Raw genomic sequence first — 18,311 nt, forward strand, 5'->3', positions numbered from 1 at the left:
GTTACCCAGGGCGCTCAGCGTCAGGCGTGAGTCGTCGCCGCCGACCAGCCCCGGGCGGCGTTGCGATTGCCTTGTTGCTGCAGCTCGAGGCGATTGCCGTCGCCGGTCACGCTCGCCTGGACGGCATTGTCGTCGCCGAGCTGTCGTGCGCTGACGCTCTGGGGTCTTTCTTCGAGGCCGTTCTGCTGCACCGTCGCGCTGTTGCGATTGCCGATCTGGATCAGCTGGACGCCCTGCTGCCGCGAGCCCTGGCGGACTCCGGCGTAGTTGTCGTCGCCCCGCTGCTCGACCACGGCGCGGTTGCCGCCGCCGCCTTGCAACAGATCGATCTCGTTGCGCGCGCCCAGGCTCAGCACGTCCTGAACATGGTCGTCGCCGACCTGCCCGAGCCGCGAGCGACTACCGCTGTCGCGGCCGTCCTGGAACAGATTCAGCTGGTTGCGCGCGCCGTACTGCTCGATGGCCATACGTTGGTCGTCGCCACCCTGGCGCACCAGGGCTTCGTTCTGCAGGCCGTTCTGGACGATCTCCACCCCATTGTGCAGGCCGTGGCCCTGATAGACGTAGGCATGGCTCTGGCTGGCCTCGCGCTGGTCGATGGCGACCTCGCGCGCGCCACCGGCGGCCTGGGTGACGTTGGTGAAATTGCCGACGCCGCCCTGCTCGACGCGAGTGCGGTCCGCCTGGGACTCGCGCTGGGTGAGATAGGCCTGGCTGGCGCGCCCGCTCTGGACCACCTCCAGGGTGCCCTGGCGGGTGCCGGCTTCCTGGGTCAGGACGGCGCCGAGGCGTTCGCCGCGCTGCTCCACGAGGGTCTGGTTGTCCAGCGCCCAGGCATGGCTGGTCAGGCCGAGCAGGCCCAGGCAGGTGAGGAGTTTGGGGATGGGCACCATGGTTATCCGGCAACGACAGACAAGGCAGTCTGCCGCCGCCCTGGCCGAGCGGCCATCGCCCGAAAGACTGATATCAACCGGGCAGGTGCAGGTGCGCGGCGACCGCGGCGGGGGTGGCCTGGGCCAGGTGCGGCACGGTGCCCAGGCAGGGCGCCGGTAGGCGCTCGTGCAGGGTGGCGAGGTTGTCGTCCAGGCGCAGGGTGGCCGGCGCCACCAGGTTGGCCACCCAGCCGGCCAGCGGCAGGCCGTCGGCGCGGATGGCCTCGGCGCTGAGCAGGGCGTGGTTGATGCACCCCAGGCGTACTCCCACCACCAGGATCACTGGCAGGTCCAGTGCGCGGGCGAGATCGGACAGCGATTCGCGCCCGGCCAGGGGCACGCGCCAGCCGCCGGCGCCTTCCACCAGGCTGAAGTCGGCCTGCAGCGCCAGGATCCGCCGCACCGGCGCGGCCAGGGTGGCGACGCTGAGGTCGATTCCCGCCTCGCGCGCCGCCAGGTGCGGGGCGATGGCGGGTTCCAGGGCGATGGGGTTGATGTCGGCGTAGGTGAGCGGCAGCGAGGTCTCGCCGAGCAGGGCCAGGGCGTCGCCGTTGCGCAGGCCCTCGGCGGTGCGTTCGCAACCGGAGGCCACCGGCTTGATCCCGGCGGTACTGAGGCCTTGCAGACGCGCCCGGTGCAGCAGGCCGGCGGCGATGGTGGTCTTGCCGATCTCGGTGTCGGTACCGGTGACGAAGTAGGAGTGCATGGCGGTCATTCCTTGCGCAGCAGGACGTGGATCACCTGGTAGGTGGCGGGCAGGCCGGCGGGTTGCCGCAGGCTTTCGTAAGCCTGGGTGAAGGCCGCCAGGCGCTGGCGACCGGTGAGGCCCTGGGGACGTCCCTGGTTGAGGTTGTGGGCACCGATGGCCTTGAGGTGCTGGGTGAGGGCGCGCAGGTCCGGGAAATGCAGCCGCTCGGGTTCGACCTCCAGGGCCAGCGTCGCCAGGCCGCTGGCCGCGGCGGCCTCGGCGTAGGCGACCTGACGACGGAAGCGATTGACGTGCACCTGGGCGTCCACCTGGGCCCAGCTCTGGCGCAGCTCGTCGAGGGTGCCCTCGACCAGGCTGCTGAAGGCCAGCACCCCGCCCGGTCGCAGGCTGCGTCGGGCCTCGGCGAGCACGGTGGGCAGGTCCGGGCACCACTGCAGCGCCAGACTGGAGAGGATGAGGTCGCAGCAGGCGTCGCGCAGCGGCAGGCGCTCGGCGTCGGCGGTCAGGTAGTGCCGGGCGCCGGCGCCCAGCGCTCGGGCGTGGCGGAGCATGCCGGGTGCCAGGTCCAGGGCCAGGCCCTCGGCCTGCGGATGACTGCGGGCCAGGGCGCGGCTGCAATAGCCGGTACCGCTGCCCAGGTCCAGCCAGCGCTGAGGTTGCAGGTTCGGTAGCCGGGCGAGGAGGCGATCGGCGACCCGGCGTTGCAGCAGGGCGGCGCCGTCGTAGTGTTCGGCGGCGCGGGAAAAGGACAGCGCCACCTGGCGCTTGTCGGGCAATACGTCAGCCATCGCGTCCTGCATAGATGAATTCACGGATACGGGTGGCCACCTCGTCCGGGCGCTCCAGGGGCAGGCCATGGCTGGCGTGCTCCAGCACCTCGATCTGGGCAGCGGGCAAGTCGTCGCGCAGCGCCTGGGCGGCGCTGGCCGGGACCAGGGCGTCGTGGGCGCCGAACAGAAGCAGCTGGGGGCCATTGAAGGCCTGCAGGGCAGCGCGGGTGTCCAGGCGCGCCAGCAGCTCCAGGCCGGCGAGGACCACCTCGGGCTCGACCTCGGGCAGGGTCACCTGCAACTGGCGGGCGAGGGTACGGCTGTCGCGGGCGCCCTGGGCCACCAGCAGGGTGAAGCGCCTGAGGGTCTGGTCGGCATCCAGCGAGCAGGCTTCGAAGAAGTCGGTGAAGACGCTGCGCGCCATGGCGGTCTGCCAGCCGGCCCGGGCGACGAAGCAGGCATTGCTGGCCAGGGTGATCAGGCCGTGCACGCCTTCCGGGCGGCGCAGGGTGAATTCGCTGGCGAGCATGCCGCCCAGCGACCAGCCGGCCAGCCAGACGCCGTCGGCGATGCGGGCTTCCAGGTCGGTGAACCAGGCCTGGGTGTCGGTCAGGGTCGGCAGCGGCTCGATCAGCACGTCGAGGAAGGGGGCCTGCTCGACGAGTTCGTCACGCAGGGGCTCCAGCGGGGCACTGCCCAGGCCCCAGCCGGGCAGCAAGATCAGGGTATCGCGCATCGGTCGGTCACTTATCCGCGTCGGGCGGTAATTCGGCCATGGCCTGGGCCAGAGCGTCGAGCAAGAGGTCCACGTGCGCTTCGCGATGGGCCGCCGTCAGGGTCACCCGCAGGCGGGCGCTGCCGGCCGGTACGGTGGGCGGTCGGATGGCGGTGACCAGAATCCCGCGCCGACGCAGGGCGGCGGAGAGTGCGAGGGCGCGCGCGCTGTCGCCGACCAGGATCGGCTGGATCGGCGTGGCGCTGAGCATAAGGTCCAGGCCGAGGGCCGTCGCGCCCGTGCGGAATCTCTGGATCAAAGTGTGCAGGAGCTCACGGCGCCAGCCCTCTTCGCGGACGAGCTGCAGGGCGGCGAGGGTGGCGCAGGCCACCGCCGGCGGCTGGCTGGTGGTGTAGATGTAGGGCCGGGCGAACTGGATCAGCGTCTCGATCAGCTCCTCGCTGCCGGCGACGAAGGCCCCGGCGGTGCCGCAGGCCTTGCCCAGGGTACCGACCAGCACGGGGACCTGGCACTGGTCCAGGCCGAAGTGCTCGACGATGCCGCCGCCGGTGGCGCCCAGGGTGCCGATGCCGTGGGCGTCGTCCACCAGGGTCCAGGCGCCGTGGCGCTGGGCGACCTGGCAGAGTTCCGGCAAATCGGCGAGGTCGCCGTCCATGCTGAAGACGCCGTCGGTGACCACCAGGGTGTCGCCCTCGGCCTTGGCCAGGCGCGCGGCGAGGCTGGCGGGGTCGTTGTGCAGGTAGCGGGCGAAGCGCGCGCCGCTGAGCAGGCCGGCGTCGAGCAGGGAGGCGTGGTTGAGGCGGTCTTCCAGCACCGTATCGCCACGCCCGACCAGGGCGGTGACCGCCGCCAGGTTGGCCATGTAGCCGGTGGAGAACAGCAGGGCACGCGGCCGCCCGGTGAGTTCGGCCAGGGCTTCTTCGACCGCGTGATGCGGACCGCTGTGGCCGATCACCAGGTGCGAGGCGCCGCCGCCCACGCCCCAGCGCTCGGCGCCCGCGCGCAGGGCGGCGATCACCTGGGGGTGATTGGCCAGGCCCAGGTAGTCGTTGCTGCAGAAGGCCAGCAGGGTTTCGCCATCCACCACCACCTCGGGGCCCTGGGGCGCTTCCAGCAGCGGGCGGCGCCGATAGAGGTGCTCGGCGTGACGCTGGGCCAGGCGGGCGGCGAGGTCGAAGGCCATGGGGTGGTATCTCAGTGGTTCTTAGAGCCCCTCACCCCAGCCCTCTCCCGAGGGGAGAGGGGGAGGTCTGGAGCGCGGGTTGGCTGAAGGGTGTTCCCTCACCCCGGCCCTCTCCCTGGGGGAGGGGGGAAAGAACGGGGGACAGTCAGGCGGTGGCGGCGTCGTAGAAGAGTTCGCCGTTGCGCTGTTCCACCAGGGCCTGCTCGATGGCGGCCTGGTGCACCTCGTCAGCGTGCTCCTCACGGGCTTCGGGCTGGATGCCGAGGCGGGCGAACAGCTGCATGTCCTTGTCGGCCTGGGGGTTGCCGGTGGTCAGCAGCTTCTCGCCATAGAAGATGGAGTTGGCGCCGGCCAGGAAGGCCAGGGACTGCATCTGCTCGTTCATCTGCTCGCGACCGGCGGACAGGCGCACATGGGACTTGGGCATGAGGATGCGCGCCACGGCCAGGGTGCGGATGAAGTCGAAGGGGTCGACGTCCTTCTCTTCGGCCAGCGGTGTGCCCTGGACCTTGACCAGCATGTTGATCGGCACCGACTCGGGATGCTCGGGCAGGTTGGCCAGCTGGATCAAGAGGCCGGCGCGGTCGTCCACCGACTCGCCCATGCCGAGGATACCGCCGGAGCAGATCTTCATCCCGGCTTCGCGGACGTAGGCCAGGGTCTGCAGACGCTCGCCGTAGGTGCGGGTGGTGATGATGTTGCCGTAGAACTCCGGCGAGGTGTCCAGGTTGTGGTTGTAGTAGTCGAGGCCGGCGTCGGCCAGGGCGCGGGTCTGCTCCTGGTCCAGGCGACCGAGGGTCATGCAGGTCTCCAGGCCGAGGGCCTTCACGCCCTGCACCATCTGCAGGACATAGGGCATGTCCTTGGCGGAAGGATGCTTCCAGGCGGCGCCCATGCAGAAACGGGTGGAGCCGATGGCCTTGGCCTCGGCGGCCGCCTCCAGCACCTTCTGCACCTCCATCAGCTTTTCCTTTTCCAGGCCGGTGTTGTAGTGGCCGGACTGGGGGCAGTACTTGCAATCTTCCGGGCAGGCGCCGGTCTTGATCGACAGCAGGGTGGAGACCTGTACGCGATTGGGATCGAAGTGCTGGCGATGCACGCCCTGGGCCTGGAACAGCAGGTCGTTGAAGGGCTGCTGGAACAGGGCGCGGACTTCGGCGAGAGTCCAGTCGTGACGCAGGGCGGTAGCGCTCATGGGAGATCCTCGATGCATTGGACGGCCGGGTGCCGGAGCGGGGCCGCTGAATGCGGTCGACCTTAGCTGAAGTCTTGGTCGACTACTGCTCATAAAATGATCAATTGCCGGATTCTTTGCAGGGAGATTGGCGAGGTGTGGTGCGGATCGGGTTCTTTGGCCGCGCCAAGTTCGGGACGGGTAAGGCGTAGGCTGGAGGCCAATCGGGGCCATGGGCCGCTCCTACAGGGTGTGATGCTTCTGTAGGAGCAACTGTCTTATCGCCTGAGCCACCGGAGACGAACATCCGCTCGAAGCGCCCCCCTCTCCCTTTGGGAGAGGGCTGGGGTGAGGGAACACCCAGTTTCGCACTCCCCGTGGAAAAGGCTGCGCCGTTTTCCACGCTACGGCGATGACCGCGGCCGCCGATGCGGTCGCTCCTACAGACACCGATTCAGCCTGTAGGAGCGGCCCATGGCCGCGATAAGGCAAGCAGACCGTTGCTCCTACAGGTCGCCGATGCCTGCGATAGCCTAACCCTGTGTCAGAGCATCCGCTCCAGCCCCACCGCCTTGACCACCCAGGCGTTGAAGCGGCGCCAGGCGCTGCCGGGCTCATGGTGCAGCACCCGGGGTTGGCCGTCGCGTTCGCTGACCCACTCCAGGCGTACCCGCCCCTGGTCCTCGACGCGCTCGACCGCGTAGGACACGCTGGGGGCCATGCCCTGCAGCATCAGTTGGCGCAGGTGGCCGGTGAGTGCCGGGCTGTCCACCAGGATGCCGACCTCGGTGTTCCACAGTACCGAGCGCGGATCGAAATTGAAGGAGCCGATGAAGGACCAGCGCCCGTCGATGGCCATGGCCTTGCTGTGCAGGCTGGATTCGGACTCGCCGAAGCTGTAGGGCAGGGCGGATCTCTTCTGGTCCGGGCGGGCGCGCAGCTCATAGAGCTTCACGCCCTGTGCCAGCAGGGCGGCGCGATAGGGCGCGTAGCCGGCGTGTACCGCGGGGACGTCGGTGGCTTCCAGGGCGTTGGTCAGCACCCGGACATCGACCCCTCGGGCGGCCAGGCCACCCAGGTAGGCGACTCCCTGGTCCATGGGCACGAAATAGGAGGACACCAGCAGGAGTTCGTGCCGGGCGCCGTCCAGGGTCGGTTGCAGCTGGCGGGTGAGCAGCAGCTGCCAGTCCGGTTCGTCATCGGCCAAGACCTTGCGCGGCGCATCCCAGAGCGCCTGCGCCTGGGCCCAGGTCAGCTCCTGCAGCCAGCCATCGAGCTGGGGCGCGGTGGCGTAGCGACGCAGGCGGTTGTAGAGCGCGAGGTCACGGGTGCGCTCGCTGTCGAGATAGGCGTGCAGGCGCTCGCGCAGCCGCACCAGGGCGCCGGCCGAAGGGACGAACCAGCGCAGTCGGCGGGCCGGCTGGCTCAGGGGGCTGTTCCAGTACTGGTCGAAGCTGGTGCCCAGCTGGCGCGCCACCGGGCCGGCGGCGAGCAGGTCGAGGTCGGTGAAGTTCATCTCCGGGCGAGCGTCGAAGTATTCGTCGCCCAGGTTGCGGCCGCCGACGATGGCCACACTGTCGTCGGCCAGCCACAGCTTGTTGTGCATCCGGCGGTGCTGGTGGTTGAGATCCACCAGCCGGCCCAGGGCCCGGGTCGGGCCGGTGCTGCGGCCCAGGTGCAGCGGATTGAAGACGCGGATCTGCACATTGGGATGGGCCGCCAGCACGGCTATCTGGTAGTCGTTGCCGTCGCTGCTGGTGTCGTCGATGAGGAAGCGGATGCGCACGCCGCGATCCGCCGCCTTGAGCAATTCGTTGACCAGCAGGCGGGTGGTCAGGCCGTCGTGGACGATGTAGTACTGGATGTCCAGGCTGCGCTGGGCCTTGCGGATCAGCTCGGCGCGGGCGGTGAAGGCATCGGTGCTGGTTTCCAGCAGGCGCAGGCCAGACAGACCCGGGTGGGCGGCGCCGGCCGCGCGCACCTGGCGGTCCAGGGCGGTGCCGGTGGCGGGCAGGACCTGGGAGGCGTGGCGCGGGATGGGCGTGGCGCAACCGGCCAGCAGCGCCAGCAGCAGGGGGACGAGCAGACGGATCACAGCGCGTCCTTGAGGCGATACCAGAGCATGCCCAGGGCCAGTAGCGGCGAGCGCAGGTGGCGCCCACCGGGGAAGCGCGCATGGGGTACCTGGGCGAAGAGGTCGAAACCGGCCGACTGGGCCAGGATCGCCTCCGCCAGCAGGTGACCGGCCAGGTGGGTGGCGTTGACCCCATGACCCGCATAGGCCTGGGCATGGAAGACGTTGGGGTGCTCGCGCAACCGGCCGATCTGCGGCAGGCGGTTGGCACCGATGCCGATCATGCCGCCCCAGGCGTAGTCCACCCGCACATCCGCCAACTCGGGGAAGACCTCCAGCATCTTGGGTCTCATGTAGCCGGCGATGTCCCTGGGATCGCGTCCGGAATAGTGGCAGGCACCGCCGAACAGCAGGCGGCGGTCGGCGGAGAGGCGGAAATAGTCCACCGCCACGTTCTGGTCGCAGACCGCGCGATTACCTGGCAGCAGGCGAGTGGCGCGCTCGACGGACAGCGGCTCGGTGGCGATCACATAGCTGCCGGCCGGCAGGACCTGGGCGGAGAGATCTGGCTGGAGGTCATCGATATAGGCGTTGCAGCAGAGCACCAGGGTGTCGGCGCCCACCCGGCCACGAGCGGTATGCACCCGCACCCTGGGGCCGTATTCCAGGCGGATGACCTGGCTGTCCTCGAAGAGCTGCACGCCCAGCGCCCGGGCCGCGGCGGCTTCGCCGAGGGCCAGGTTGAGTGGATGCAGGTGGCCGGAGCCCTGGTCCACCAGGGCGCCCTGGTAGCGGTCGGAGCCGACCACCTCGGCCAGCTGGGCCTTGGGCACCAGGCGCAGCGGATGGGGATAGCCCAGGGCCTGCAGCGCGGCATGCTCTTCCTGCAGGTGCTGCCAGTGGCGCGGCTTGTTGGCCAGGTCGGCGAAGCCCCAGGTGAGGTCGCAGTCGATACCGTGCCGGGCGATGCGCTGGCGCACCAGGTCCACCGCCTCGAAGCCCAGCCGCTTGAGTTCGCGCACACCTTCGGCGCCTACCTCCGGTTCGAACTGCTCGACGTCATGGCCGACGCCGCGGATCAGTTGGCCGCCATTGCGGCCGCTGGCGCCCCAGCCGATGCGCCGGGCCTCCAGCAGCACCACCCGCGCGCCGCGCTCGGCCAGTTCCAGGGCGGTATTGAGCCCGGAAAAGCCACCGCCGACCACGCAGACATCTGCCTGGACCTCGCCCTCCAGGTGCGAAAAGCTAAGCGTCTGGTTGACGGTGGCGGCGTAGTAGGAGGGGGCATGGGCGGACATGGGCGGCTTCACTTCGGGCGATGCGGGACCCTACCGCGTCGGACGCACGGCGAAAAGCCTCAATCCGGCACCGGCAGGCTCAGGGTCTCCTTGATCTCCTCCATCACGATATAGCTCTTGGATTCGCGCACGTGAGGGAGCTTGAGCAGGATGTCGCCGAGCAGCTTGCGGTAGGAGGCCATCTCGGAGATCCGTGCCTTGACCAGGTAGTCGAACTCGCCGGAGACCAGGTGGCATTCCAGCACCTGGGGCAGCTTGAGCACGGCGCGGCGGAATTCCTCGAAGGTGTCGCCGGACTTGTAGTCCAGGCTCAGTTCGACGAACACCAGCAGACCGGCCTTGAGGTGCTGCGGATTCAGGCGCGCGTTGTAGCCCTGGATGATGCCTTCGCGCTCCAGCCGGCGGACGCGCTCGGTGCAGGGGGTGGTGGACAGGCCCACCCGCTCGCCCAGCTCGGTGAAGGAAATGCGCCCGTCTTCCTGGAGGATGCGCAGGATGTTGCGGTCGATCTTGTCCAGCTCGCGCCTGGCCTGGTGATGGGTACGCATCGCGGGGTCTCTGCCAAAGGGGTCTTTACCGGAAAATTACTCCGAATATAGGCAATTCTTCAGTGATTAGCACTGCACGCGGCTTTCTATACTTGCCGTATCTGCCTTCATTCCGACGAAAGCCGGCGAAATCCTCTCGCCGGCCAGGAGCTAGCGATGCGTGTACTGGTTTTGGGTAGCGGCGTCATCGGCACGACCAGCGCCTACTATCTGGCCCGCCAGGGTTTCGAGGTGGTCGTGGTCGATCGCCAGGCCGGTCCCGCCCTGGAGACCAGCCATGCCAACGCCGGCCAGGTCTCCCCCGGCTATGCCTCGCCCTGGGCTGCGCCCGGCGTGCCGCTCAAGGCGCTCAAGTGGCTGTTCCAGAAGCATGCGCCCCTGGCCATCCGCCTGACCGGCGATGCCAACCAGTACCTGTGGATGGCGCAGATGCTGCGCAACTGCACTGCGGCCCGCTATGCGGTGAACAAGGAGCGCATGGTGCGGCTGTCCGAGTACAGCCGCGATTGCCTCGACGAACTGCGCCAGGAGACCGGCATCGCCTACGAAGGTCGCCAGCTGGGCACCACCCAGGTGTTCCGCACCCAGCAGCAGGTGGATGCGGCGGCCAAGGACATCGCCGTCCTGGAGCGCTCCGGCGTGCCCTTCGAGCTGCTCGACCGCGATGGCGTGGCCCGGGTCGAACCGGCGCTGGCGGCGGTCAAGCACAAGCTGGCCGGCGGCCTGCGCCTGCCCAACGACCAGACCGGCGACTGCTTCCTGTTCACCAACCGCCTGGCCGAGGAAGCCCGCCGCCTGGGCGTGGAATTCCGCTTCGGCGCCCAGATCGAGCAACTCAGTGCCAGTGGCGACCGTATCGACGGCGTGAAGGTCGACGGCGAGCTGCTCACCGCCGACCACTACGTCCTGGCCCTGGGGAGCTACTCGCCGCGCCTGCTGGCGCCCCTGGGCATTCGAGCGCCGGTCTATCCGCTCAAGGGCTATTCGCTGACGGTGCCCATCGTCGATGCCGCCATGGCGCCGACCTCGACCATCCTCGACGAGACCTACAAGGTCGCCATCACCCGCTTCGACGACCGCATTCGCGTCGGCGGCATGGCCGAGATCTGCGGCTTCGACCTGGGCCTGGACCCGCGTCGCCGCGCGACCCTGGAAATGATCACCGGGGATCTCTATCCTCGCGGCGGTGACCTCGCCCGGGCCAGTTTCTGGACCGGCTTGCGACCCACCACCCCGGACGGGACCCCCATCGTCGGCGCCACCCGCTATCGCAACCTGTTCCTCAATACCGGGCACGGGACGCTGGGCTGGACCATGGCCTGCGGTTCCGGTCGCCTGCTGGCCGATCTGATCGCCCGCAAGCAGCCGCAGATCAGCGCCGAGGGTCTCGACATCTCCCGTTATCATGCTACCCAGGAGTCCCCGCGCAATGCCCGTACAGCGTCTGCACACTGATCGCCGCCTAAGCGAGATCAACATCCACAACGGTACCGTCTACCTGGCCGGCCAGTTGGCCGATGACTTTTCCGGCGACATCTACCAGCAGACCCGCGAGACCCTGGCCAACGTCGACAAATTCCTCGCCGAGGCCGGCAGCGACAAGCAGCACATCCTGGTGGTGACCATCTTCCTGCGCGACATCGCCCTGCACTTCGAAGGCATGAATCGCGCCTGGGACGAGTGGGTCGCCCAGGGTGCCACTCCGGGGCGCACCACGGTGGAAGCCAAGCTGGCCAAGCCGGACATCCTGGTGGAGATGAACGTCATCGCCGCCGTCAAGGCGTAGCGTCTTTATCCCCTCTCCCTCCGGGAGAGGGCTAGGGTGAGGGTGTTTCAACGCCCCCCAGACTTTCCCTCTCTGCCGAGACCTCCCATGCGTCCCGCCCGCGCCGTCATCGACCTCGCCGCCCTGCGCCAGAACTATCGCCTGGCCCGTGAACTCTCCGATGCCCGCGCCCTGGCGGTGATCAAGGCCGATGCCTATGGCCATGGCGCGGTAACAGTGGCCAGTGCCCTGGCCAACGAGGCCGACGGCTTCGCTGTGGCCTGCATCGAGGAGGCCGTGGAACTGCGCGCCGCCGGGATCCGCGCGCCCATCCTGCTGCTGGAAGGCTTCTTCGCCGCCGACGAGCTGCCCTTGATCGCCGAGCACGATCTCTGGACGGTGATCCATGCCGACTGGCAACTCGACGCCCTGGAGCGGACCGCCCTGGCGCGGCCGCTGCAAGTCTGGCTCAAGCTGGATTCCGGCATGCACCGGGTCGGCTTCTTCCCCCAGGACTATGCCGCCGCCTACCAGCGCCTGTTGGCCAGCGGCAAGGTCAGCGGCATCGTCAAGATGACCCACTTCGCCCGCGCCGACGAGCCGGACAGCCCGGCCACCGCGCAGCAGATCGCCACCTTTGGCGCCGCCACCGAAGGCCTGCCCGGCCCCACCAGCCTGCGCAACTCGCCGGCCACCCTGGGCTGGCCCCAAGCGGCCGGTGATTGGGTGCGGCCGGGGCTGATGCTCTATGGCGTCTCGCCCTTCACCACGCCCCAGGCCGTCGCCGAGCGGTTGCAGCCGGTGATGACCCTGACCTCCCGGTTGATCGCCGTGCGCGAACTGCCAGCCGGCGAGCCGGTGGGTTATGGCGCGCGCTTCGTCACCTCGGGGCCGACGCGGGTCGGCGTGGTCGCCCTGGGCTATGCCGACGGCTATCCACGCCACGCGCCCAACGGCACCCCGGTGGCCATCGACGGCCGTCCCGGCCAGCTGATCGGTCGTGTCTCCATGGACATGCTCACCGTCGACCTGACCGACCATCCCCAGGCGGGGGTGGGCAGCGAGGTGGAGTTCTGGGGCCGGCAGGTGTCGGTGGCAGAGCTGGCCGAGCGCTGCGACACCATTCCCTACCAGCTGCTGTGCAACCTCAAGCGGGTACCACGCAGCTACAGCGACTGAGCCTCTGTCGGCGGGGGCGCACGACGCTTTGTCCGTAGCCGCGTCGTGCGTGTTGTAAATCTCGAACAGCGTTGCCATGATGCCGAACACCGTGCCGTGGCACGCCTTCAGCGCGTGGCCTGGCCACGTCTCACCCGCCTGCTCGAGGAGTCTTTCCCACCTTGGACGTCGGTGCCCGCCTGCAAACCATCCGCACCCTCAAGGGCCTGTCCCAGCGCGAGCTCGCCAAGCGTGCCGGAGTGACCAACAGCACCATCTCGATGATCGAGAAGAACAGCGTCAGCCCTTCCATCAGCTCCCTGAAGAAGGTGCTGGCCGGCATCCCCATGTCCCTGGTCGAGTTCTTCTCCCTGGACCTGGAACAGGACGCGCCGACCCAGGTGGTCTATCGCGCGGACGAACTCATCGACATCGCCAGCGGCGCCCAGACCGTGCGCATGCGCCTGGTCGGCCGTGCCCATCCCAGCCGCGCCCTGGCCTTTCTCGACGAGACCTATCCACCGGGCGCCGACACCGGCGAAGAGATGTACGCCCACGAAGGCGAGGAAGCCGGCCTGGTGGTGGAGGGTCGTCTGGAGCTGACCGTGGGCGGCGAGGTGCATATCCTCGAACCCGGCGACAGCTACTACTTCGAAAGCAGCCGCCCGCATCGCTTCCGCAATCCCTTCGAGGCCCCCGCCCGGCTGATCAGCGCGACCACGCCGGCGAATTTCTGAGTATCGTTTTGCAGGGAACATCCACGTAGAGGCCGGTGCCCATGGTAGCCCTCACCACCAAGTCTCCAGTGGAAGAGGCTGCGCCGTTTTCCACGCTACGACCTGGTTTAGTAGGAGCAACTGTCTTATCGCCTGAGTCACTGAAGACGAGCGTCCGCTCCTAGCGCCCCCTCTCCCTTCGGAAGAGGGCTCGGGTGAGGGAATCCTTCGCGGCGAACTCACCCGTGGAAAAGGCTGCGCCGTTTTCCACACTACGACCTGCAGGAGCGGCCCATGGCCGCGATAGGATGGCGTCGAGGGGGCACAATCGCGGCCATGGGCCGCTCCTACAAGGTAGTTCCCCATAACGCCCCTTCATCGATCCCCAGCACCTGCAACTCCGCCCGGCGCAGCGGCTCGTCCTGGGTGAGGAAGAACTCGTCCAGTTGCGGTGGGGCCACGCCGCTGGCCAGCAGCAGGGCGTGGGCCTGGCCCCGGTGATGCAGCTGGTGCACGAAGAGATGTTGGAGCGTGCGCAGCCGCTGTTCCCGTACCGGGCCGGTGGCGCGGGGCAGGGTGATGAGCTGGGTCAGCTGCTCGGCATCGAGGGTGCGGCACAGGGCGATCAGGCGCTGGTCGCTGGCGGCCTGGGCTGCCGTCAGCGTGGCCAGGTCCGGCCAGTCTTCATCGCGATAGGCACGCGGCTGATCCTGTAGGGCATCAAGATAGAAGCGGTCGACATCCAGCAGGTGGGCGAGCAGGGCCCAGAGCGAGCCGAAGAAGGCCGCCGGTTGGGCCGCATGCAGGGCCGCGGCCGGCAGTGTGGCGCAGGCGGTGAGCAGGCGGTGATTGGACCAGCGATTGTTGCAGGCCTGGGCCAGCAGCAGGGTGGTGGTCATGGACGAGTCCTCGGCAAGGCGCGCGGACATCTACTGTAACCTGCCGCCGTGTGCCGGAGGTCGCAGCCTGGGCGCCCTCGGCATTGAGGCCCTGGCAGCGCTTTGCCATGCTCGCGCCCTGGATCTCTCTCCGGCAAGGAAGTGCACGATGCGACAGGGTTCGCGAGGGTACGGCCTGGGACTGGCGTTGGCATTGCTCTTGGCTGGCACGACGCTGGCCGCCGAGTCCGTGACCCTGCCAGCGCTAGGCTACATCCCGCTCGGTGTGGTGGGACACGACAACAACGCCGCCTACCCCGATGCCGAGATGGAAAGGCGGCTGCAACTGCTCGACCGCTACAACCTGCGCAGCTATCGCTCCGGCGAGTTCCTGCTGCTGGACCTGCCGCGTATGGATCGGCTGGTCGCCCTGGCCCGGCAATACCACATCACCCTGCGGCCGGTGATCACCCAGCAACTGACCCAGGCCCAGGCCTATGCCCTGGCCAAGCGCTACGCCGGCGACATCAAGATCTGGGAAATCGGCAACGAGCAGGATCATTCGCGGATCGGCACCGGCATCCGCATCAGTCGCCTAGTGGACATCTACCGTGGCATCCGCCGCGCCTCCGACGAACTGGGCGCGAATTTGCAGACCACCATCAACGTCATGGCCTGCAATCCCTACGACACCGGCCCCAAGGCGCGCTGCCCCGGCGAGCGGTCGGGCTCCCTGTGGTTTCTCGAGCAGGCCAGGGCCGCCGGCTTCGATTTCGACTACATCAGCTTCCACTACTACCCGCATTACCATGACCGCGGGCGCTGGATGGATCTCTACCTGGGCCAGATGCGTGCCATGGCGGAGAAGTACCGCACCCAGGTGTTCTTCAACGAAGCCAACTGCGGCGAGATCTACAACGGCGCGACCGACGGCGGCCGGCCGGGCGATCGCGGCTGCTACGACAGCCTCGAACAGCTGCTGTCCGAACTCAACGGCCGTTACCGCGACGTCGTACGCGAGATCAATATCTACGAACTGCTCGACGAGCCCACCCATCCGGTGCCCCACGAGCGGCACTTCGGACTGCTGTACGACCTGGAGCGACCGAAGGCGGTGATGGCGCTGGTTCGTCGTTATGCCGGTTCGCCCTAGTGTGGTGTTTCAGAAGTTATCTAGACAATTTTGGTGGCGCTTTTTGCCCCTGAGCGGCGTTGCCGCTCAGTCGGAGCGCCGAACCGAACCAAATCACTCGCCAATTCTTGCGCGAACTTCAGAAACACCATACTGGGCGTCAGAAAGCGGACAAGTCTGACTTTTCACTGTGGCTGGACCATTGGCTGACCGCCCAGTCACCGATCAACGGTAGCGAAGGTGCCATCATCAGCGCCGTACATCTGGAAAAGCGTCACGTTCACTGCGCTTTGTGATGGCACCGGTTTTTCTTGGTCCAGCGCTTGCACTAGTCTCCGCGGGTGCCGGGCAAACGATCTTCCCTGGCAGTTTTCCTGCTGTACCGAGGTGGGATGCACGGATCGAATCGCGCACCTCGGGCCTATCTGGTTCCGCTTCAATGACTATCCTTCGTTCTATCTCGCGTCGCCTGCCGCGTCAGGCGCTGCTGCTCCCTGCTTTGCTCGCTACCGCTTCGCTCGCCACCTCGGCCCAGGCCGTCGACCTGGTCGGCCTCAACTTCTCCGGCGCCACCTTCGCCGCCCAAATACTGCCCGGTGTCAACGACCGCAACTTCATCTTCCCGGCCGAAAGCCATTTCCAGCAGTGGAGCGCCAAGGGCGTGAAGCTGGTGCGCTTCCCCATCCTCTGGGAGCGTCTGCAACCGTCCATGGGGGTCAACCTCGACCCGACCTACGCCGGCCTGATCGATCGTACCCTGGGCTACGCCCAGAGGTACGGCGTCAAGGTCATCCTCGATCTGCACAACTACGCCCGCTACCAGGGCAAGGTCATCGGTGCGGGCGACGTGCCCTACGAGGCCTTCCAGAACCTCATGACCCGGGTCGCCCAGCGCTGGAGCACTCATCCGGCGCTCTATGGCTACGACATCATGAACGAGCCCCACGACGCCGTGAGCAACTGGCCGACCGCTGCCCAGTACGGCATCAACGGCGTGCGCGTGGCCGACTCCACCCACCCGATCTTCATCGAGGGCAACGGCTGGGCCGACACCACTCGCTGGCCGCAGTGGAACGACGCCCTGCGCGGGCTGACGGACCCCGCCAACAACCTGGTCTTCATGGCCCAGGCCTTCTTCGACACCAATCTGAACGTCGCGACCCTGACACCCAGCTATGGCGTCGAGCGCCTCAAGCCCTTCGTCTCCTGGCTCAAGGCCAACAACAAGCGCGGTTTCATCGGTGGCTTCGGCGTGCCTGACACGGATGCGCGCTGGTTGCCCATTCTCGACAACATGCTGGCCTACCTGAAGCAGAACTGCATCCCCGCCACCTACTGGGCCGCCGGCCCCGGCTGGGCGAACTACAACCAGGCGGTCGAGCCGATCAATGGCAAGGACCGGCCACAGTGGGCGGTGCTCGCCAAGTACCTCGACAAGGACAGCTGCAGCGGCATCGGCCCCCAGGTGACGCCAACCGCCGCCACGCCAAACGCCACCACGCCGGTCAAGACCGAGATTGCCACCGGCGGGGCGACGACGGGTAACACCGGCGCAACCGGAACCGCCGGCACTGCGGGCGGGACCACCGGTGCCACCACGGGCGCCGTACCGGTTGCGGGTACGGGCACCACCACCGGTACCACTGCAGGTGCCGGTGTGAGCACGGGGACGGGTACCACCACCGGCACGACCGGGACTGCCGCCAATGCCGCGACCTCGTCCAGGCTGACGACCGTGCAGCAGCTTTACCTGGCCTACTATGGACGGGCGGCCGATGCCGGCGGCCTGAACTACTGGGCCTCGCGCCTGGCCAGCGACCTGAGCGTCGAGCAGTTGGCGGCGACCTTCGCCGCCAACGGCGAATCCACCGCCCTCTACGGCTCCCTGAGTGGCGCCGCCCTGGTCAACCAGGTCTACCAGACTCTCTATGGGCGCAGCGCCGACAGCAGTGGCAGCGCCTACTGGACCAGCCGCCTGGCCAATGGTGTCACCTCGCGTGCCAACCTGCCGCTGGAGGTCATGCGCAGCAGCCTCGGCGACGACAAGACCGCCTTCGACAAGAAGGTGAGCACGGCCATGGCCCAGGGCACCGCCACCACGCCAACCCCCGCGGCCAGCGTGCAGCCGGTGCAGACCGTGACCCCGCCGGTGGCCAATGGCACGGTCTCCTCGGCGCCGCTGAGTGGCTTCGCCAACATCCCCCTGGGGGTGGTGGGGCACGACAACAGCGATGCCTATCCGGATTCGGAGATGGAAGCCCGCCTGCAACTCCTGGCGGCGCGTAACCTGCGCACCTATCGTTCCGGCGAGTACCTGGTGACCAACTTCGACCGTCTGGATCGGCTGGTGGCCCTGGCGCGCCAGTACAAGATCACCCTGCGGCCGGTGATCACCCACAAGCTCAGCCAGGCGCAGGCCTACACCCTGGCCAAGCGCTACGCCAACGACATCAAGATCTGGGAGATCGGCAACGAACAGGACTACACCAAGACCGGTGCCCAGGACCGCATCAACGTGCTGGTCGGCATCTACCGTGGCATCAAGCAGGCCTCGGACGAGTTGGGCGCCAACCTCAAGACCACCATCAATGTGATGGCCTGCAACGCCGACGACAAGACCGCCACCTCCCGCTGCCCGGGTGATCGCAATGGCGCCATGTGGTTCCTCGACCAGGCCAAGGCGTCGGGCTTCAACTTCGACTACGTGAGCTTCCACTACTACCCCTACTTCGACGACAAGGGCTATTGGATGGACATGTACCTGGGGCAGATGCGCGCCATGGCCACCAAGTACAAGACCAAGGTGTTCTTCAACGAGATGAACTGCGGCAACGTCTACCAGGGCAACACCGACGGCGGTCGTGCCGGCGACCAGGCCTGCTACGACAGCGTCAAGCAGATGCTCACGGTGCTCAACACCAGCTACCGCGACGTGGTGGCCGAGATCAACGTCTACGAACTGCTCGACGAGCCGAACAATCCGGTGGTCCACGAGCGGCATTTCGGGATGATGTATGACCTCAAGCGACCCAAGCCGATCTTCGACATGGTGACCAGCTTCGCCAAGTAAGGGATCCCGGCGTCGATCGCACCGCCCCCGTTGCCTGATAGGTAGCGGGGGCGGTGTCGTTTGGGGGGCGGTTTGGCGCGGGGTTGGGGGGAATCCGGCGCGAGGCGGGCCCGCACCCTAACCCTCTCCCGGAGGGAAAGGGGATTGGATCGGCGCGGACGAGAGATC

General features: G+C 67.8%; 16 protein-coding genes. 6 read left to right on the forward strand and 10 right to left on the reverse strand.

Annotated features, from left to right (window positions below; all coding sequences use genetic code 11):
• Nucleotides 1-20: 20 nt before the first annotated feature.
• From AR540_RS11250 to AR540_RS11290, 9 genes are all read right to left on the reverse strand, one after another.
• A complete protein-coding gene (locus tag AR540_RS11250) occupies nucleotides 21-893 on the reverse strand; it encodes a curlin (protein WP_059228930.1) in 873 nt (290 codons plus the stop codon).
• A 73-nt stretch (nucleotides 894-966) separates the two neighbouring features.
• On the reverse strand, nucleotides 967-1,638 hold the full coding sequence (gene bioD / locus AR540_RS11255; RefSeq protein WP_059228931.1) for a dethiobiotin synthase: 672 nt from the start codon (nucleotides 1,636-1,638) through the stop codon (nucleotides 967-969).
• 5 nt (nucleotides 1,639-1,643) lie between these two features.
• Nucleotides 1,644-2,441: a malonyl-ACP O-methyltransferase BioC gene (bioC, locus tag AR540_RS11260; protein ID WP_059228934.1), complete on the reverse strand. Its 798-nt coding sequence runs from the start codon at nucleotides 2,439-2,441 to the stop codon at nucleotides 1,644-1,646.
• The gene (locus AR540_RS11265; RefSeq protein WP_059228936.1) at nucleotides 2,422-3,147 is read right to left on the reverse strand and encodes an alpha/beta fold hydrolase; all 726 of its coding nucleotides are present in this window, start codon (nucleotides 3,145-3,147) and stop codon (nucleotides 2,422-2,424) included. The genes bioC and AR540_RS11265 overlap by 20 nt, the downstream gene beginning before the upstream one ends.
• A gap of 7 nt (nucleotides 3,148-3,154) precedes the next feature.
• Nucleotides 3,155-4,330 (reverse strand): 8-amino-7-oxononanoate synthase, encoded by a 1,176-nt coding sequence (bioF, locus tag AR540_RS11270; RefSeq protein ID WP_059228939.1) that lies wholly within the window; start codon nucleotides 4,328-4,330, stop codon nucleotides 3,155-3,157.
• Between the two features lie 145 nt (nucleotides 4,331-4,475).
• Nucleotides 4,476-5,525 (reverse strand): biotin synthase BioB, encoded by a 1,050-nt coding sequence (gene bioB, locus AR540_RS11275; RefSeq protein WP_027600655.1) that lies wholly within the window; start codon nucleotides 5,523-5,525, stop codon nucleotides 4,476-4,478.
• A 523-nt stretch (nucleotides 5,526-6,048) separates the two neighbouring features.
• Nucleotides 6,049-7,599, reverse strand: coding sequence for a phospholipase D family protein (locus tag AR540_RS11280; RefSeq protein WP_059228941.1), 1,551 nt, complete (start codon nucleotides 7,597-7,599; stop codon nucleotides 6,049-6,051).
• On the reverse strand, nucleotides 7,596-8,876 hold the full coding sequence (locus AR540_RS11285; RefSeq protein ID WP_059228943.1) for an NAD(P)/FAD-dependent oxidoreductase: 1,281 nt from the start codon (nucleotides 8,874-8,876) through the stop codon (nucleotides 7,596-7,598). Before AR540_RS11285 ends, AR540_RS11280 begins: the two co-directional genes overlap by 4 nt.
• 59 nt (nucleotides 8,877-8,935) lie before the next feature.
• The gene (locus AR540_RS11290; RefSeq protein WP_058785672.1) at nucleotides 8,936-9,424 is read right to left on the reverse strand and encodes an Lrp/AsnC ligand binding domain-containing protein; all 489 of its coding nucleotides are present in this window, start codon (nucleotides 9,422-9,424) and stop codon (nucleotides 8,936-8,938) included.
• 156 nt (nucleotides 9,425-9,580) lie between these two features.
• Between AR540_RS11290 and dadA the strand changes: the two genes are divergently transcribed.
• The 4 genes from dadA (at nucleotide 9,581) to AR540_RS11310 (ending at nucleotide 13,084) form a co-directional block, all read left to right on the forward strand.
• Nucleotides 9,581-10,879 carry a D-amino acid dehydrogenase gene (dadA, locus tag AR540_RS11295; RefSeq protein WP_059228945.1) on the forward strand — a complete coding sequence of 433 codons (1,299 nt, stop codon included), beginning with the start codon at nucleotides 9,581-9,583 and terminating at the stop codon, nucleotides 10,877-10,879.
• Entirely contained in the window at nucleotides 10,854-11,210 is a 357-nt protein-coding gene (locus tag AR540_RS11300; protein WP_058761624.1) for a RidA family protein, read from the forward strand. Before dadA ends, AR540_RS11300 begins: the two co-directional genes overlap by 26 nt.
• Before the next feature lie 87 nt (nucleotides 11,211-11,297).
• Nucleotides 11,298-12,368, forward strand: a complete 1,071-nt coding sequence (alr, locus tag AR540_RS11305) for an alanine racemase (RefSeq protein WP_059228947.1) — start codon at nucleotides 11,298-11,300, stop codon at nucleotides 12,366-12,368.
• Nucleotides 12,369-12,529: 161 nt separating this feature from the next.
• Nucleotides 12,530-13,084, forward strand: a complete 555-nt coding sequence (locus AR540_RS11310) for a cupin domain-containing protein (RefSeq protein ID WP_059228949.1) — start codon at nucleotides 12,530-12,532, stop codon at nucleotides 13,082-13,084.
• Between the two features lie 326 nt (nucleotides 13,085-13,410).
• Here AR540_RS11310 and AR540_RS11315 read toward each other — a convergent pair whose 3' ends face one another.
• Entirely contained in the window at nucleotides 13,411-13,992 is a 582-nt protein-coding gene (locus AR540_RS11315) for a DinB family protein (protein WP_236712046.1), read from the reverse strand.
• Nucleotides 13,993-14,110: 118 nt separating this feature from the next.
• Between AR540_RS11315 and AR540_RS11320 the strand changes: the two genes are divergently transcribed.
• Nucleotides 14,111-15,094 (forward strand): glycosyl hydrolase 53 family protein, encoded by a 984-nt coding sequence (locus tag AR540_RS11320; RefSeq protein ID WP_059228952.1) that lies wholly within the window; start codon nucleotides 14,111-14,113, stop codon nucleotides 15,092-15,094.
• Between the two features lie 418 nt (nucleotides 15,095-15,512).
• Nucleotides 15,513-18,143: a cellulase family glycosylhydrolase gene (locus AR540_RS11325; RefSeq protein ID WP_059228953.1), complete on the forward strand. Its 2,631-nt coding sequence runs from the start codon at nucleotides 15,513-15,515 to the stop codon at nucleotides 18,141-18,143.
• Nucleotides 18,144-18,311 lie beyond the last annotated feature (168 nt).

The organism is Pseudomonas sp. EpS/L25 (assembly GCF_001512295.1).
Lineage (GTDB): Bacteria > Pseudomonadota > Gammaproteobacteria > Pseudomonadales > Pseudomonadaceae > Chryseomonas.

Coding starts and splice junctions, on each gene's coding strand:
- AR540_RS11250 (WP_059228930.1), bottom strand. CDS start 893: ATGGTGCCCATCCCCAAACTCCTCACCTGCCTGGGCCTGCTCGGCCTG.
- bioD (WP_059228931.1), bottom strand. CDS start 1,638: ATGCACTCCTACTTCGTCACCGGTACCGACACCGAGATCGGCAAGACC.
- bioC (WP_059228934.1), bottom strand. CDS start 2,441: ATGCAGGACGCGATGGCTGACGTATTGCCCGACAAGCGCCAGGTGGCG.
- AR540_RS11265 (WP_059228936.1), bottom strand. CDS start 3,147: ATGCGCGATACCCTGATCTTGCTGCCCGGCTGGGGCCTGGGCAGTGCC.
- bioF (WP_059228939.1), bottom strand. CDS start 4,330: ATGGCCTTCGACCTCGCCGCCCGCCTGGCCCAGCGTCACGCCGAGCAC.
- bioB (WP_027600655.1), bottom strand. CDS start 5,525: ATGAGCGCTACCGCCCTGCGTCACGACTGGACTCTCGCCGAAGTCCGC.
- AR540_RS11285 (WP_059228943.1), bottom strand. CDS start 8,876: ATGTCCGCCCATGCCCCCTCCTACTACGCCGCCACCGTCAACCAGACG.
- AR540_RS11290 (WP_058785672.1), bottom strand. CDS start 9,424: ATGCGTACCCATCACCAGGCCAGGCGCGAGCTGGACAAGATCGACCGC.
- dadA (WP_059228945.1), top strand. CDS start 9,581: ATGCGTGTACTGGTTTTGGGTAGCGGCGTCATCGGCACGACCAGCGCC.
- AR540_RS11300 (WP_058761624.1), top strand. CDS start 10,854: ATGCCCGTACAGCGTCTGCACACTGATCGCCGCCTAAGCGAGATCAAC.
- alr (WP_059228947.1), top strand. CDS start 11,298: ATGCGTCCCGCCCGCGCCGTCATCGACCTCGCCGCCCTGCGCCAGAAC.
- AR540_RS11315 (WP_236712046.1), bottom strand. CDS start 13,992: ATGTCCGCGCGCCTTGCCGAGGACTCGTCCATGACCACCACCCTGCTG.
- AR540_RS11320 (WP_059228952.1), top strand. CDS start 14,111: ATGCGACAGGGTTCGCGAGGGTACGGCCTGGGACTGGCGTTGGCATTG.
- AR540_RS11325 (WP_059228953.1), top strand. CDS start 15,513: ATGACTATCCTTCGTTCTATCTCGCGTCGCCTGCCGCGTCAGGCGCTG.